Here is a 13,541-nt window from a genome sequence, read left to right on the forward strand (position 1 = left end):
GGTCAGCCCCTGGCCGCAAGCGCGGCGTCGCGCATCTGGGAAAGCGTCTGGCGCGGGGTCAGCGCCTCGGCCGAGATGTTGAGATCGAGCACCGCGCCGGTCTTCGACGCCAGCGCGCGCCCGAAGGCGGCGGCGAAATCGGCGGTGGTCTCGACCCGCTCGCCCAGGAAGCCATAGGCGCGGGCCAGCGCGGCGAAATCGGGGTTCGCCATGTCGGTGCCCGAGACGCGGGTCGGATAGTGGCGTTCCTGATGGGCGCGGATCGTGCCGTAGATGCCGTTGTTGAGGATCAGGATGATCGGGCAGGCGCCCGCCTGCGCGGCGGTGGCCAGTTCCTGGCCGGTCATCTGGAAATCGCCGTCGCCGGCGAAGCAGACGACGGTGCGCGCGGGATCGGCCAGCTTGGCGGCGATCGCGGCGGGCACGCCGTAGCCCATCGCACCCGATTGCGGCGCCAGCAGGCGCGCCTTGGGGCCGAACTTGAAGAACTTGTTCGGCCAGACCGCGAAATTGCCCGCGCCATTGGTGATGATCACGTCCTCGGGCAGCACCGCGCGCAGATGCGCCGTGACCTTGCCCATATCGACGGGCGAGGGCAGATCGGGCAGATCGAAGCCCGCCTCAAAGGCCGCGCGCCCCGCGTCCCGCCAGGCGGCCCAATCGCCGGTCACCGGCCCTTCTGCCAGCGCCTGGGCAAAGGCGTTGGGGCCGGCCTGAATGCCCAGCTCGGGCTGATAGATCTTGCCGATCTCCAGATCCGAGCCATGCACGTGGATCAGCCGCTGCTTCGGCACCGGCACGTCCAGCAGCGTGTAGCCATTGGTCGAATTCTCGCCAAAGCGGTTGTTGACCGCCAGGATCACGTCGGCCTCGCCGATCAGCTTGCGCACCGACGGCACCATGCCCACGCCGGCCTCGCCGCAGAAGGTGGGCGAGGTGTTGTCATACTGATCCTGATAGCGGAACACCGACACGACCGGAATGTCCGAGGCCTCTGCAAAGCGCTGCAACGCGGCACTGCCGGCTTCGGTCCAGTTGCAGCCGCCATAAAGGATCACCGGGCGCCTGGCTTGCGACAGGATCCCGCGCGCCGTTGCCAGCGCCGCGGCCGAGGGCGCGGGTTCGGGCATCTCGGGCAGGCGGCTCAGGGGGGCGGCGTCGGTCGGACGGGTCAGCATGTCCTCGGGCAGCGCCACGACCACCGGGCCGGGGCGGCCCGTGATGGCGGTCTTCCAGGCGCGGGCCAGGATCTCGGGGACCCGCTCGACCTGGTCGATCTCGACCGCCCATTTCGCCATCGAGCCGAAGACGGCGCGGTAGTCGATCTCCTGAAACGCCTCGCGGCCCTTCATGTCGGTTCCGACCTGGCCCACGAACAAAAGCATCGGGGCGGAATCCTGCATCGCCGTATGCACCCCGATCGAGGCGTTGGTGACGCCCGGGCCCCGGGTGACGAAGGCGATGCCGGGCTGGCCCGTCAGCTTGCCCCAGGCGGCGGCCATGAAGCCCGCCCCGCCCTCGTTTCGGCAATTGACGAAATCGAGCCGCCCCTTGCTGTCGTGCAGCGCGTCCAGCACCGCCAGAAAGCTTTCCCCCGGCACGCCGAAGCTTTTGGTCGCGCCCAGCGCCACCAGGCTTTCCACCAGCAATTGCCCGCCATTGCGCATGACCGAATTCTCCCCCGTCGCCGCGGATGCGCACGGTTCGACTCGCACGCTTCATCCCGTGGTGATCCTGCGCCGCCCCGGCGCCGGGCGAAATCAAGAATTTCAAGCGAACGACAAGTACAGCTTGTCAATTCCAACATTGTGATGCGCCGGCAACAGCGGTCCGACCGCGGCGCTGGGTGGCCTTCGCCCCGGGGCGACCGCGCTGCCGGCGGGTCAGAACTCGGACCAAAGTGCAAGGCTGATCCCTGGCCGCCCGCCACCGCCAAGCGGCAGGTCGGGCTGCAGTTTCAGCTGCACCCGGCCCAGACGCAACAGGACCGCCGGCGCCAGCCGAAGGTCGCGGCGCTCGCCGGGATAGGCGCTGGCGCGCAACTCCAGCAGGAAGGTCCAGCGCCTGGACGCCGTGAGGCCCAGCGTCAGGTCAAGCTTGGGAGCGATCGCGCGCGGCCGTGCCCAAAGCTCGGCCTGGATCTCGGCCGAGATCCACCCGCCGCTGGGCAGGCGCAGAAAGCCGATCCTGTCTCCGGCCGAAAAGCCCCGGCCCCAGGCCAGGCCCGGGCGCAGATAGGTAACCGCGCGCCCACCCGCCTGCAGCCGGCGGCCCGCCGCCAGCGTCCAGCCGATCGCCCCGCCATCGGGGCGCGCCACGGCATGACCGAAGCCAAGCAGTACCTCGCCCCCGTCGGTGCCGCGCAAGGATTGCGCCATCACAAGCCAGCCGTTCCCCAGCCCACCCTCGGCATAGATGTCGGTTTCGGCCGAAGCGCCAAGGCCGGGCCCCGCCGGGGCGGAAACGCTCAGCCCGCTGGACAGAAACCAGCGCCCCGCGTCGCGCGGCCAGGCCCCCGCCCACGCGGGCCCCGCGGCGGCAGACAGGAACGCAACCGCCGCCAAGCCCCAGGCAGCCGCCCCCGGGATGGCATCGCGAAATGATCGCCGCAGCATGGCTGCCTCCCCCCGTCGCCTGGCGAAGTCTGCGGTAAACAACGTTAACGAACCGTAAATATCCACGGCATCGAGCGCCGGGCGAAGGAACGGGCTGGCGGCTTCCGATCCAGCGCGCTAGGCGTTGTGCGAAGCGCGGGGCAAGTCGCGTTGCCAAGGCGCGCAGGAGGGATCGATGACCGATATCACCATGATCGAGGCGGCGGCGCGGCGGCTGCAGGGCCATATTCGGCGCACGCCCCTGCTGGGGGCTCCGCAGCTGGACCAAATCGCGGGGCGCCGTCTTTTGATCAAGGCGGAATGCCTGCAGCACACCGGCAGCTTCAAGGCGCGCGGCGGCTGGTCGGCGGTCTCGGCGCTGTCACCCGAGTTGCGGGCGCGGGGGGTGATCGGCTATTCCAGCGGCAACCACGCCCAGGGGCTGGCCCGGGCCGCCGCCGAACAGGGCGCGCCCTGCGTGATCATCATGCCTTCGGACGCGCCGGCCTTGAAGATCGCCAACACCCGGGCGCTGGGGGCTGAGGTGGTGCTGTACGACCGCGCCAACGAGAGCCGCGAGGCGATCGGCGAGGCGCTGTCGAAGGAACGCGGGCTGACGCTGATCCGGCCCTATGACGACCCTCAGGTCGCTGCGGGCCAGGGCACGACCGGGTTGGAAATCGCGGCCCAGGCCGCCGAGGCGGGTATCACCCGCGCCGAGGTTCTGGTGCCCTGCGGCGGTGGCGGGCTGACTGCCGGCGTGGCCCTGGCGTTGCAAGCAAAGGCGCCGGAAATGCGCGTGCACCCGGCCGAGCCGGAAGGGTTCGACGATACCGCCCGGTCGCTGGCATCTGGCCGGATCGAACGCAACGATCGGCTTTCGGGGTCGCTGTGCGACGCGATCATGACGCCGGAACCGGGGGCGGTGACCTTCCCGATCAACCGCCTGCTGTGCGGCCCCGGCCTGGTCGTCACCGACGCTCAGGTCCTGCGTGCCATGGCGCTTGCCTTCCTGCATCTGAAGCTGGTGATCGAGCCGGGCGGCGCCGTGGCATTGGCCGCGGCCTTGTTCCACGGCGACAAGCTGGAAGGCGACACTGTCATCGCGGTGGCTTCGGGCGGCAATGTCGAACCCGCGGTCTTTGCCGACGCCTTGAAGACACTGGCCGGCTAGGCAAGGCGGGCACGCCCCGCGCCTGCGATCACATCGCGCGTCAATTTAATTGACAATGACAACTACCAGCCTCAATCCTGGGGCGGGAGGACGCGCGATGAAAACCCAGGTTTGTATCGTCGGCGGGGGGCCGGCCGGGCTTCTGCTGTCACATCTTCTGCATCTTGCGGGGATCGAGAGCGTTATACTGGAACGGCGCCCGCGCGACCATGTGCTGGGCCGAATCCGTGCCGGCGTGCTGGAATGGGGCAGCGTCAAGCTGCTGGAGGAAGCCGGGCTGGGGGCGCGGATGCGCAAGCGGGGGTTCGTGCATGAAGGCACCTATCTGGCATCGCAGAACCGTGGCTTTCGCATAGATTTCAAGGCCCGCGCCGGGCACCCGGTGATGGTCTACGGCCAGACCGAGGTGACCCATGACCTTTACGACGCGCGCGACGCGGCAGGCGGCGTGGTGATCGACAGGGCCGAAGGCGTCACCCTGCATGGCCTGCCCGACACCCCCCATGTGACCTATGTGAAGGACGGCACCGAGCACCGCGTCGATTGCGACTATATCGCTGGCTGCGACGGCTATCACGGGGTCAGCCGCCAGGCGATACCCACCAGCCTGCTGAAGACCTTCGAGAAGGTCTATCCCTTCGGCTGGCTGGGCGTGCTGACGGAAACCAGACCGGTCTCGGACGAGCTGATCTACGCCAACCACGGCCGCGGCTTCGCGCTTTGCTCGATGCGCAACGAACACCTCAGCCGCTACTACATTCAGGTCCCCGTCGATGACCCGATCGGGAAATGGTCCGACGATGCCTTCTGGGACGAGTTGAGGCGCCGCATCCCGCATGACGCGGCCGACCGGCTGGAGACCGGCGCCTCGATCGAGAAATCCATTGCGCCGCTGCGCAGCTTCGTGGCCGAGCCGATGCGCTGGGGCCGGCTGTTCCTGGCCGGCGACGCGGCCCATATCGTGCCGCCGACCGGCGCCAAGGGGCTGAACCTGGCGGTATCGGACGTGCATTACCTGTCGCAGGCGCTGATCGCCCACTACCGCGACAGCGCCGACGACCTGATCGAAGGCTATTCAGACCGCGCCCTGACCCGGGTATGGAAGGCAATCCGCTTTTCGTGGTGGATGACGACACTCTTGCACCGCTTTCCCGACCAGACCGAATTCGACCAGCGTTTGCGCGAGGTGGAAATGGACTACCTTGAAGGCTCGGAGGCGGCGCAGAGGTCGCTGGCGGAAAATTACATCGGCCTGCCCTACTAGGGCGGCAGGCAAGCAGGGCCGCCCGGCGGGGCGGAAAGGAGGATGAGATGAAGATTTGCGATCTGGGCGATATCAAGCTGCACTACCGCGAGGACGGCGACCCGAACGGCGCGCCGCTGGTCTTCGCCAACTCGCTGGGCACCGACCTGCGGCTGTGGGATCAGGTGCTGCCGCTGTTGCCCAAGGGGCTGCGCATCATCCGCTACGACAAGCGCGGCCATGGCCTAAGCGACTGCCCCCCCGCGCCCTATTCGATGGGCACGCTGGTGCGCGATGCCGAACGGCTGCTGGATGCGCTGAACGTCAGGAACAGCGTCTTCGTGGGCCTGTCCATCGGCGGCATGATCGCCCAGGGGCTGGCGGTGAAGCGGCTGGACCTGATGCGCGCCATGGTGATCTCGAACACCGGCGCCAAGATCGGCACCGTCGATATCTGGGACCAGAGGATCGCGGATGCGCGCAAGGGCGGCATCGAGGCGCTGGCCGACGCGGTGATGACGCGCTGGTTCTCGAAGGATTTCCGCGCCACGCCCGAACTGACCGCCTGGCACAACATGTTGGTGCGTACCCCGGCCGAGGGCTACATCGGCTGTTCGGCCGCGATCTCGGGCACCGACCTTTATACCCCGACCGCAAGCCTGACCCTGCCGACGCTGGCGATCGCGGGGTCCGAGGACGGATCGACCCCGCCCGATCTGGTGCGCGAGACCGCGGATCTGATCAAGGGCAGCCAGTTCCACCTGATCCGGGGCGCGGGCCACCTGCCCTGCGTCGAGAAACCCGAGGAATATGCCGAAGTGCTGACCAGGTTCCTGAAGGACACCGGCCATGTCTGACAGCACATCCACGATCCGCGCCCGGGGCGAGGCCACCCGCCGCCGCACCCTGGGCGACGCGCATGTGAACCGCTCGCGCCAGGATCCCGGGGGGTTCAACGCGCCGTTCGTCGACCTGCTCACCGATGCCGCCTGGGGCCATGTCTGGGGCCGCGACACGATCGCGCCGCGGGAACGTTCGATGATCACGCTGGCGCTGCTGGCGGGCCTGGGCAACTGGGAAGAGTTCGAGCTGCACCTGCGCGCCACCGCCAACACCGGCGCCAGCCGCGCCGATATCCAGGAGGTGCTGCTGCATGTCGCGATCTACGCCGGCGTGCCGCGGGCCAATACCGCCTTCAAGCTGGCCGGACGGATCCTCGACGACATGGAGGAGGGCTAGGAATGGCCGACGCCGCTGCACAGGCCCCCACGCGCGGGCCGCTGGTCGCGCGCGACCGGCTCTGGCACCCGCCGGCCTATGCGCCGGGCTACAAGACCTCGGTCACCCGGGCGCCCAGCCGCGCGCTGATCGCCGCGCCCTCGACCCTGAGCGAGGAAACCGGCCCCGTCTTCGGCCGGGACATGCTGGGCGAGATGGACAACAACCTGATCCTCAACTTCACCGGCCAGCCGGCGATCGGCGAGCGCATCATCATGCACGGCCGCGTGCAGGACGATCAGGGCCGCCCGGTACCGGGCGTGCTGCTGGAGATCTGGCAAGCCAATGCCGGCGGGCGCTACCGCCACAAGAAGGACGGCTATGCCGCGCCGCTCGATCCGAACTTCGGCGGCGGCGGGCGCACGGTGACCGACGACGGCGGCCGCTATGAATTCCTCACCATCCGCCCCGGCGCCTATCCCTGGCCGAACGGGCCGAACGACTGGCGCCCGATGCATATCCATGTCTCGGTCTTCGGCTCGGGCTTCGGCCAGCGGCTGATCACCCAGATGTATTTCGAGGGCGACCCGCTGATCGCGCGCTGCCCCATCGTCAACACGATCAAGGACCGCTCGGCGATCGAACAGCTGGTCGCGCCGCTCGACATGGCGGCCGCGATCCCGATGGATTGCCTGGCCTACCGCTTCGACATCACCCTGCGCGGGCGCCGCCAGACCTTCTTCGAAAACCGGCCGGAGGGCCTGTGATGACGAAGCTTCCCTATCTTCCCGAAACGCCCTCGCAGACCGCCGGGCCCTATGTCCACATCGGGCTGACACCGAATGCGCTGGGCAATGCGGGCATCTATCCGCAGGATCTGGGCGCCGCGCCGATCCGCGACGGCGCCAAGGGCGAAAGGATCACCATCCGCGGCACGGTCACCGACGGCGCCGGCATGATCCTGCGCGACGCGCTGATCGAAACCTGGCAGGCCGATGCCCAGGGCATCTACCCGGCCCCGAACGACCCCCGCGGCCGGGCCGACCCCAACGTCACCGGCTGGGCGCGGATCATCGCGGATTTCGATTCGGGCGTGTGGACACTGGAAACGATCAAGCCCGGCACGGTGCCTCACCCGTCTGGCGATACGATGGCGCCGCACCTATCCGCCTGGGTTGTCGCAAGGGGCATAAATATCGGACTCCAGACAAGAATTTACTTCGAAGATGAGGTGGCGGCGAACGAAAAATGCCCTATTCTTGCCCGGATAGAACATAAGGATAGAGTCAGCACTCTCCTGGCGAAGAAGACGGGTAAAGGTGAATATTGGTTCGAGGTTAAGCTGCAGGGAGAGGATGAAACAATTTTCTTCGACCTCTGAGGCCATGAATGACCCGAATTATCCTGATCCACGGCGCCTGGGGCTCTGCCCAGACCTGGGACTTCGTCGTGCCCCTGCTGAAAGCGAAGGGACATGACGTCACTGCCGTGACCCTTCCCGGGCACGGGGCGGACAGCCGTGATCCGGGCGAGGTGGGGATGGATGATTACATCGCCCATGTCTCCGAGATCGTCGCGGATGGCCCGCCGGCCCTGCTGGTCGGACATTCCATGGGCGGCATGGTGATCTCCGGCACCGCCGAACAGGTGCCCGGCTCGATCCGCAAGCTGGTCTATGTCGCGGCGCTTTTGCCGCGCAGCGGGGAATCGCTGCTGGACCTGATCAAGGGCCAGGACACGATGGGCCTGGTCGAGGCCGTGCGCCAGGGCCGCATCCCGATGACGACGGAACTGGACCCCGAGACCGCCGCGCCGATCCTGTACCCCGAAGCGACCGACGAACAACGCGCCTGCGCCACCTATGTGGCCGAACCGAACCGCGCCCAGACCGATCCCGTCACACTGGGAGAGAAATTCGCCTCGCGTCCGCGCGCCTATGTGTTCACCGCGCGCGACAAGGTCGTGACATATCCGCTGCAGAAGGCCATGGTGGCGCACACGCCCTGCGCCGAGACCTTCACACTCGATTGCGGTCATGTCCCGCAGCTGACCCGGTCGAAGGAACTCGCCGCGATCCTGGACCGGCTCTGAAGGACCTTGATGGAACACCCCTGCATCGTCTGCGCGGCCATAACGGGGCTGTTGGATCGCCACGAAGACCGCCCGGCCGGCGCAGGCCCCGGACGCGGGGGGGCATGATGCCGGCGTCCCCGCTCGACAGCGCGCTTTACCGCGGCCTTCTGGGCGACGACGACACCGCGCGCCTGTTCACCGACAGCGCCGAAATCCGCGCCATGTTGCTGGTCGAGGGCGCGCTGGCGCGGGTCCAGGGCGCCCTTGGCCTGATCCCCGAGCCAAGCGCCGCCTTCCTGCACCGCGCCTGCCATGAGGTGCAGATCGACCCCGCCGCGCTGACCGAGCGCATCGCCCAGGATGCGGTGCCCGTCCCCGCGCTGGTGGATGCCACCCGCAAGGCGCTGGAGGCGCCGGCACATGCACAATATCTGCACTGGGGCGCGACTTCGCAGGACATCGCCGAGACCGGGCTGGTCCTGCGCCTGCGCCAGACCCTGGCGATCCAGCAGGCCCGCCTGGTCGCGCTGATCAAGGCGCTGGGCGTGCTGGCCAAGACCCACGCCGAAACCCCGATGGCGGCGCGCACCTATGGCCAGGCGGCCACGCCCACCAGCTTCGGCGCCCTGGTCGCCAGTTGGGGCGCGCCGCTGCTGCGCCACCTGCAGCGGCTGGAGGAACTGCGCCCGCGCCTTCTGGTGGTGTCCTTGTCGGGCGCCGCCGGGACGCTTGGCGCAATGGGCCCAGAGGGCCCCATGGTGCGCGCCGAACTGGCCCGGGCCCTGGGCCTGTCCGACCCGGGCGCAAGCTGGCATTCGCAGCGCGACCGGATCGCGGAACTGGCCGGCTGGATGACCGGCCTCACCACCAGCCTGGGCAAGATGGGCGAGGACCTGATGCTGCTGGCGCAGAGCGGGATCGAGGAGGTGGCGCTGGGCCAGGGCGGCGGTTCGTCGACCATGCCGCAAAAACAAAACCCGGTGGCGCCCTCGGTGCTGGTGGCGCTGGCGCGGCAGGCGGCAGCGCTGAACGCGGCGCTTCAGGGCGCCTCTGTCCATGCCTTGCAGCGCGACGCGGCCGCCTGGATCACCGAATGGATGGCCTTGCCGCAACTGGCGATCGGTACCGGCGCGGCGCTGGCCCGGGCCGCCAGCCTGGCCGGAACGCTGGGGCCTGATGCAGCGAAGATGCGCGCGGCGCTCGACGGCGGCCTGGGGCTGATTCACGCCGAAGCGCTGAGCTTTGCCCTGGCGCGCCGGATGCCCCGCCCCGAGGCCCAGGCAGCCGTCAAGGCGCGGGCCAAGGAGGCGCGCGAAACCCACACGCCCCTGCCCGTGATCGCCGCCCGCGACTGGCCGGATACCGACTGGGCCGCGCTGCTGTCGGCGGAAAGCCAGATGGGCACCGCCCCGGCCGAGGCCCGCGCCTTCGCCGCCGAGGCCGAGGCTCTTCGCACCGGCGCGCCCCAGGGCTAGGCTCCGCCGGGCCGCAGGCGCGACCTGCAAGGGCGATCAAGGCGGCACCCGACCGGGCTACCGGGGGGGGGGAAAGACGCAAAGGGGGGGCGATGGCAAACCGCGCGGCAATGACCTTCGTGGTCCTGACGGTCCTGCTCGATTCGATCGGGATCGGGCTGATATTCCCGGTGATGCCCGAACTGATCGAATCGGTCACCGGCGGCGGCCTTTCGAACGCCGCGCTGTGGGGCGGGGTGTTGACGGCATCCTTCGCGGTGATGCAATTCGCCTTCGGGCCGGTCATCGGCAACCTGTCGGACAGGTTCGGCCGGCGGCCGGTGATGCTGCTGGCGCTGGGGGTCATGGCGGCCGATTACCTGGTGATGGCGGTGGCCGGCACGATCTGGCTACTGCTTGCGGGCCGCGTGGTCGCGGGGCTGGCCGCGGCGACCCAGACCACCGCCGCGGCCTATGTGGCCGACATCTCGCCGCCCGAGCGGCGCGGCCGCAACTTCGGCCTGATCGGCGCCGCGCTGGGCCTGGGCTTCATCCTGGGCCCGGCGTTGGGCGGGCTCTTTGCCAGCTTCGGCACCCGCGCCCCGTTCTGGATCGCCGCCGCCATGGCCGCAGCAAATCTGGCCTTCGGCGCGCTGGTGCTGCCCGAGACCCTGCGCACGCCGCGCGCGTTTTCCTGGCGCCGCGCAAATCCGCTGGGCGCCTTCCGTGCCGCCGCCCGCCTGCCCGGCCTGTCGCGGCTGATGGTGGTCTTCCTGATCGCCCAAATCGCGAATTTCGTCTATCCTGCGGTCTGGGCCTATTGGGGCGCCGCCCGCTTCGATTGGGACGCACAGATGATCGGCCTGTCGCTGGCCTTCTACGGCGCCGGCTTCATGGCGGTGCAGGCGCTTCTGGTCGGCCCCGCGATCCGCCTGATGGGCGAACGCCGCACCGCCACCCTGGGATTGGTGATCGACGTGGTTTCCGCCTTCTTCTTCGCCTTCGTCTGGAACGGCAACGCGGCGCTCGCCTTCGTTCTGGTCTCGGCGCTGGGGGGCATCGCCGCGCCGGCGCTGCAGGCGATCGCATCCCACGCCGCGCCCGACGACGCGCAGGGCGAATTGCAGGGCCTGCTGGCCAGCCTTTCCGCGATCACCATGATCGTTGCGCCGCTGATATCCACCACGGTCTTCGCCGCCTTCACCGGGCCCAAAGCCCCGATCTTCGCCCCGGGCGCGCCATTCCTGGTCTCGGCGCTGCTGCTTGTCGCCGCCGTCGCGCTTCATGTCGCGCCTGCCCCTTGCGCTCGACGCACAACATCCTAGCCTCAGCCAAAACATCGAGAGGACCAAATGCAGAAGATCCGCGCCGCCGTCTGCCACGCCTTCAACGAGGATCTGAAGATCGAGGAGGTGCTGCTGGCCCCGCCCGGCCCCGGCGAGGTCGAGGTCGCGATCGACGCCGTCGCCATCTGCCATTCGGACATCCACTATGCCGAGGGCGCCTGGGGCGGCACCCTGCCCGCCGTCTACGGCCACGAGGGCGCCGGCCGCATCACCGCGCTGGGCGAAGGCGTCACCAACTACGCGGTCGGCCAATCCGTGCTGGTCACCCTGATCCGGTCCTGCGGCACCTGCCCGACCTGCGCCTCCGGTGACCCGGTGCATTGCGAAACCCCCTATGACAAGGACAACGGCCCGCTGAAGACCGCGCAGGGCGGCACCTTGCAGCATGGCCTGGCCTGCGGCGCCTTCGCCGAAAAGGCGGTGGTCCACCACAGCCAGATTGCCGCCTACCCGGCCGAAATCCCGGCCGCCTCGGCCTGTCTGCTGAGCTGCGGCGCGATCACCGGCATCGGCGCGGCGGTGAACACCGCCGGCGTGCGGCCCGGCGACGTGGTGGTGGTGATCGGCGCCGGCGGCGTCGGCCTCAACGCGATCCAGGGTGCCCGCATCGCCGGCGCCGCGCGGATCATCGCGGTGGACATGAGCCAGGACAAACTTGACGCCGCGCGCGACTTCGGCGCGACCGACGGCGTGCTGGCGACCGACCCCAAACCCTGGTCCGCCGCGCGCAAGCTGGCCGGGCGAAAGGCCGATGCCGTCCTCGTCACCGTCGGCGCCATCCCCGCCTATGACACCGCCACCCGCTACCTCGCGCCCGGCGGCAAGGTGGTCGCCGTCGGCATGCCCCATTCGGGCGCCACCTCCAGCTACGAGCCGGTGATGCTTGCCGCCACCGGCCAGCATCTGATCGGCTCGCTGATGGGCGAAACCGTGCTGGGCCGCGACATCCGCTGGATGGTCGATCTCTACCAGCAGGGCCGCCTGAAACTCGACGAGCTGGTCACCAAGACCTACACGCTGGACCAGATCAACGAGGCGATCGCCGACACCAAGGCAGGCCATGCCCGCCGCAACGTCATCACCTTCGCCGCCCTCCCCGGCTGACCTCGGTCCGGCGGAAATATCCCCGGGGGTCCGGGGGCAGCACCCCGACCCCCGCACACGGAGTCCGCAATGCGCCTGCAGGATCTCGACATCATCACCACCGCCCCGCCGGCCCCCGGCTGGGGCGGCCGCTACTGGACCTTCGTGAAGCTGACCACCGATGACGGCATCATCGGCTGGGGGGAATGCTACGCCTCGACCGTCGGCCCCAAGGCGATGCGCGCGGTGATCGAGGATGTCTTCGCCCGCCACATGCAAGGCGAAAGCGCCGAAAACATCGAGCTGATGTTCCGCCGCGCCTATTCCGCGGGCTTCACCCAGCGCCCCGACCCTACGGTGATGGGCGCCTTCTCGGGGCTGGAAATCGCCTGCTGGGACATAATCGGCAAGGCGCGAAACCGCCCGGTCTGGGCGCTGCTCGGCGGCATGATGAACCGCCGCATCCGCTCCTACACCTATCTCTACCCGGATGGGGACGATCCGGACCCCGAGTTCTGGATCAACCCCGACCTTACCGCCGAAACCGCCGCCGCGCGCGTGGCCGAAGGCTTCACCGCGGTGAAATTCGACCCCGCCGGCCCCTACACGATCCGCGGCGGCCACCAGCCCGCGATGTCCGACATCACCCGCTCGGTTGCCTTCTGCCGCGCCATCCGCGAAGCCGTGGGCGACCGCGCCGACCTGCTGTTCGGCACCCATGGCCAGTTCACCACCGCCGGCGCAATCCGGCTGGGGCAGGCGCTGGAACCCTACAATCCGCTCTGGTTCGAGGAACCGATCCCGCCCGACAACCCACTCGAGTTCGCGAAAGTCGCGGACGCAGTTCGCATCCCCATCGCCACCGGCGAACGCCTGACCACCAAGGCCGAATTCGCCACCCTGCTGCGCGCTGGCGGCGCAAAGATCCTGCAACCGGCCCTGGGACGTGTCGGCGGCATCTGGGAGGCGAAGAAGATCGCGGCCCTGGCAGAACCCTTCAACGCGGAAATCGCCCCCCATCTCTACGCCGGCCCTATCGAATGGGCGGCGAACATCCACCTCGCAGCCTCGATCCCGAACCTGTTGATGGCCGAGACCATCGAACAGGGCGGCGCCTTCCACCTGGCGCTGATCAAGCATTCGATCCGCTGGGAAGAGGGCTTCATCCTGCCGCCCGATGCGCCCGGTCTCGGCATCGAGGTCGACGAGGCCCTCGCCCGCGCCCATCCCTATACCGGCGACAAGCTGCATCTCGAAATGCAGGAAGCCCCCTGCGACTACGCCCACGGCAACCGTTTCGAGGGCGGCGCCCCATCAACCTAGGCGCATTAAACGCCTTTCATTGTTCCATAAATA

13 protein-coding genes are annotated in these 13,541 nt (G+C 68.8%); 11 read left to right on the top strand and 2 right to left on the bottom strand.

What is annotated here, in order from left to right:
- Window positions 1-2: 2 nt before the first annotated feature.
- Both BLV97_RS10780 and BLV97_RS10785 read right to left on the bottom strand, forming a co-directional pair.
- Entirely contained in the window at window positions 3-1,667 is a 1,665-nt protein-coding gene (locus BLV97_RS10780) for a thiamine pyrophosphate-dependent enzyme (protein ID WP_035846178.1), read from the bottom strand.
- 216 nt (window positions 1,668-1,883) lie between these two features.
- Window positions 1,884-2,615, bottom strand: a complete 732-nt coding sequence (locus tag BLV97_RS10785; RefSeq protein WP_035846176.1) for a hypothetical protein — start codon at window positions 2,613-2,615, stop codon at window positions 1,884-1,886.
- A 175-nt stretch (window positions 2,616-2,790) separates the two neighbouring features.
- Here BLV97_RS10785 and BLV97_RS10790 point away from each other — a divergent pair, with 175 nt between their 5' ends.
- From BLV97_RS10790 to BLV97_RS10840, 11 genes are all read left to right on the top strand, one after another.
- Window positions 2,791-3,768: a threonine ammonia-lyase gene (locus tag BLV97_RS10790; RefSeq protein WP_035846174.1), complete on the top strand. Its 978-nt coding sequence runs from the start codon at window positions 2,791-2,793 to the stop codon at window positions 3,766-3,768.
- Window positions 3,769-3,865: 97 nt separating this feature from the next.
- A complete protein-coding gene (pobA, locus tag BLV97_RS10795) occupies window positions 3,866-5,032 on the top strand; it encodes a 4-hydroxybenzoate 3-monooxygenase (RefSeq protein ID WP_035846172.1) in 1,167 nt (388 codons plus the stop codon).
- Window positions 5,033-5,079: 47 nt separating this feature from the next.
- On the top strand, window positions 5,080-5,868 hold the full coding sequence (pcaD, locus tag BLV97_RS10800) for a 3-oxoadipate enol-lactonase (RefSeq protein ID WP_035846170.1): 789 nt from the start codon (window positions 5,080-5,082) through the stop codon (window positions 5,866-5,868).
- Window positions 5,861-6,250 carry a 4-carboxymuconolactone decarboxylase gene (gene pcaC / locus BLV97_RS10805; protein ID WP_035846168.1) on the top strand — a complete coding sequence of 130 codons (390 nt, stop codon included), beginning with the start codon at window positions 5,861-5,863 and terminating at the stop codon, window positions 6,248-6,250. The genes pcaD and pcaC overlap by 8 nt, the downstream gene beginning before the upstream one ends.
- A 2-nt stretch (window positions 6,251-6,252) precedes the next feature.
- Window positions 6,253-6,996 carry a protocatechuate 3,4-dioxygenase subunit beta gene (pcaH, locus tag BLV97_RS10810; protein ID WP_092164058.1) on the top strand — a complete coding sequence of 248 codons (744 nt, stop codon included), beginning with the start codon at window positions 6,253-6,255 and terminating at the stop codon, window positions 6,994-6,996.
- On the top strand, window positions 6,996-7,610 hold the full coding sequence (pcaG, locus tag BLV97_RS10815) for a protocatechuate 3,4-dioxygenase subunit alpha (RefSeq protein WP_035846166.1): 615 nt from the start codon (window positions 6,996-6,998) through the stop codon (window positions 7,608-7,610). The genes pcaH and pcaG overlap by 1 nt, the downstream gene beginning before the upstream one ends.
- Before the next feature lie 8 nt (window positions 7,611-7,618).
- On the top strand, window positions 7,619-8,320 hold the full coding sequence (locus BLV97_RS10820) for an alpha/beta fold hydrolase (protein ID WP_035846164.1): 702 nt from the start codon (window positions 7,619-7,621) through the stop codon (window positions 8,318-8,320).
- A 107-nt stretch (window positions 8,321-8,427) separates the two neighbouring features.
- Complete coding sequence (locus BLV97_RS10825; RefSeq protein ID WP_035846253.1) at window positions 8,428-9,777, top strand: lyase family protein; 1,350 nt, start codon at window positions 8,428-8,430, stop codon at window positions 9,775-9,777.
- Window positions 9,778-9,869: 92 nt separating this feature from the next.
- Window positions 9,870-11,081, top strand: a complete 1,212-nt coding sequence (locus BLV97_RS10830; RefSeq protein WP_035846162.1) for a tetracycline resistance MFS efflux pump — start codon at window positions 9,870-9,872, stop codon at window positions 11,079-11,081.
- A 27-nt stretch (window positions 11,082-11,108) separates the two neighbouring features.
- The gene (locus tag BLV97_RS10835) at window positions 11,109-12,206 is read left to right on the top strand and encodes a zinc-binding dehydrogenase (protein WP_035846160.1); all 1,098 of its coding nucleotides are present in this window, start codon (window positions 11,109-11,111) and stop codon (window positions 12,204-12,206) included.
- 69 nt (window positions 12,207-12,275) lie between these two features.
- A complete protein-coding gene (locus BLV97_RS10840; protein WP_092164059.1) occupies window positions 12,276-13,508 on the top strand; it encodes a mandelate racemase/muconate lactonizing enzyme family protein in 1,233 nt (410 codons plus the stop codon).
- The last annotated feature ends 33 nt before the right edge of the window (window positions 13,509-13,541 follow it).

It is taken from the genome of Allgaiera indica (genome assembly GCF_900106675.1).
GTDB lineage: Bacteria > Pseudomonadota > Alphaproteobacteria > Rhodobacterales > Rhodobacteraceae > Acidimangrovimonas > Acidimangrovimonas indica.

Excerpts from the sequence above, each read along its gene's own strand:
- pcaD (WP_035846170.1), top strand. The coding sequence starts at position 5,080 with ATGAAGATTTGCGATCTGGGCGATATCAAGCTGCACTACCGCGAGGAC.
- BLV97_RS10835 (WP_035846160.1), top strand. The coding sequence starts at position 11,109 with ATGCAGAAGATCCGCGCCGCCGTCTGCCACGCCTTCAACGAGGATCTG.
- BLV97_RS10820 (WP_035846164.1), top strand. The coding sequence starts at position 7,619 with ATGACCCGAATTATCCTGATCCACGGCGCCTGGGGCTCTGCCCAGACC.
- pcaG (WP_035846166.1), top strand. The coding sequence starts at position 6,996 with ATGACGAAGCTTCCCTATCTTCCCGAAACGCCCTCGCAGACCGCCGGG.
- pobA (WP_035846172.1), top strand. The coding sequence starts at position 3,866 with ATGAAAACCCAGGTTTGTATCGTCGGCGGGGGGCCGGCCGGGCTTCTG.
- BLV97_RS10785 (WP_035846176.1), bottom strand. The coding sequence starts at position 2,615 with ATGCTGCGGCGATCATTTCGCGATGCCATCCCGGGGGCGGCTGCCTGG.
- BLV97_RS10790 (WP_035846174.1), top strand. The coding sequence starts at position 2,791 with ATGACCGATATCACCATGATCGAGGCGGCGGCGCGGCGGCTGCAGGGC.
- BLV97_RS10840 (WP_092164059.1), top strand. The coding sequence starts at position 12,276 with ATGCGCCTGCAGGATCTCGACATCATCACCACCGCCCCGCCGGCCCCC.
- BLV97_RS10780 (WP_035846178.1), bottom strand. The coding sequence starts at position 1,667 with ATGCGCAATGGCGGGCAATTGCTGGTGGAAAGCCTGGTGGCGCTGGGC.
- BLV97_RS10830 (WP_035846162.1), top strand. The coding sequence starts at position 9,870 with ATGGCAAACCGCGCGGCAATGACCTTCGTGGTCCTGACGGTCCTGCTC.
- pcaC (WP_035846168.1), top strand. The coding sequence starts at position 5,861 with ATGTCTGACAGCACATCCACGATCCGCGCCCGGGGCGAGGCCACCCGC.
- pcaH (WP_092164058.1), top strand. The coding sequence starts at position 6,253 with ATGGCCGACGCCGCTGCACAGGCCCCCACGCGCGGGCCGCTGGTCGCG.
- BLV97_RS10825 (WP_035846253.1), top strand. The coding sequence starts at position 8,428 with ATGCCGGCGTCCCCGCTCGACAGCGCGCTTTACCGCGGCCTTCTGGGC.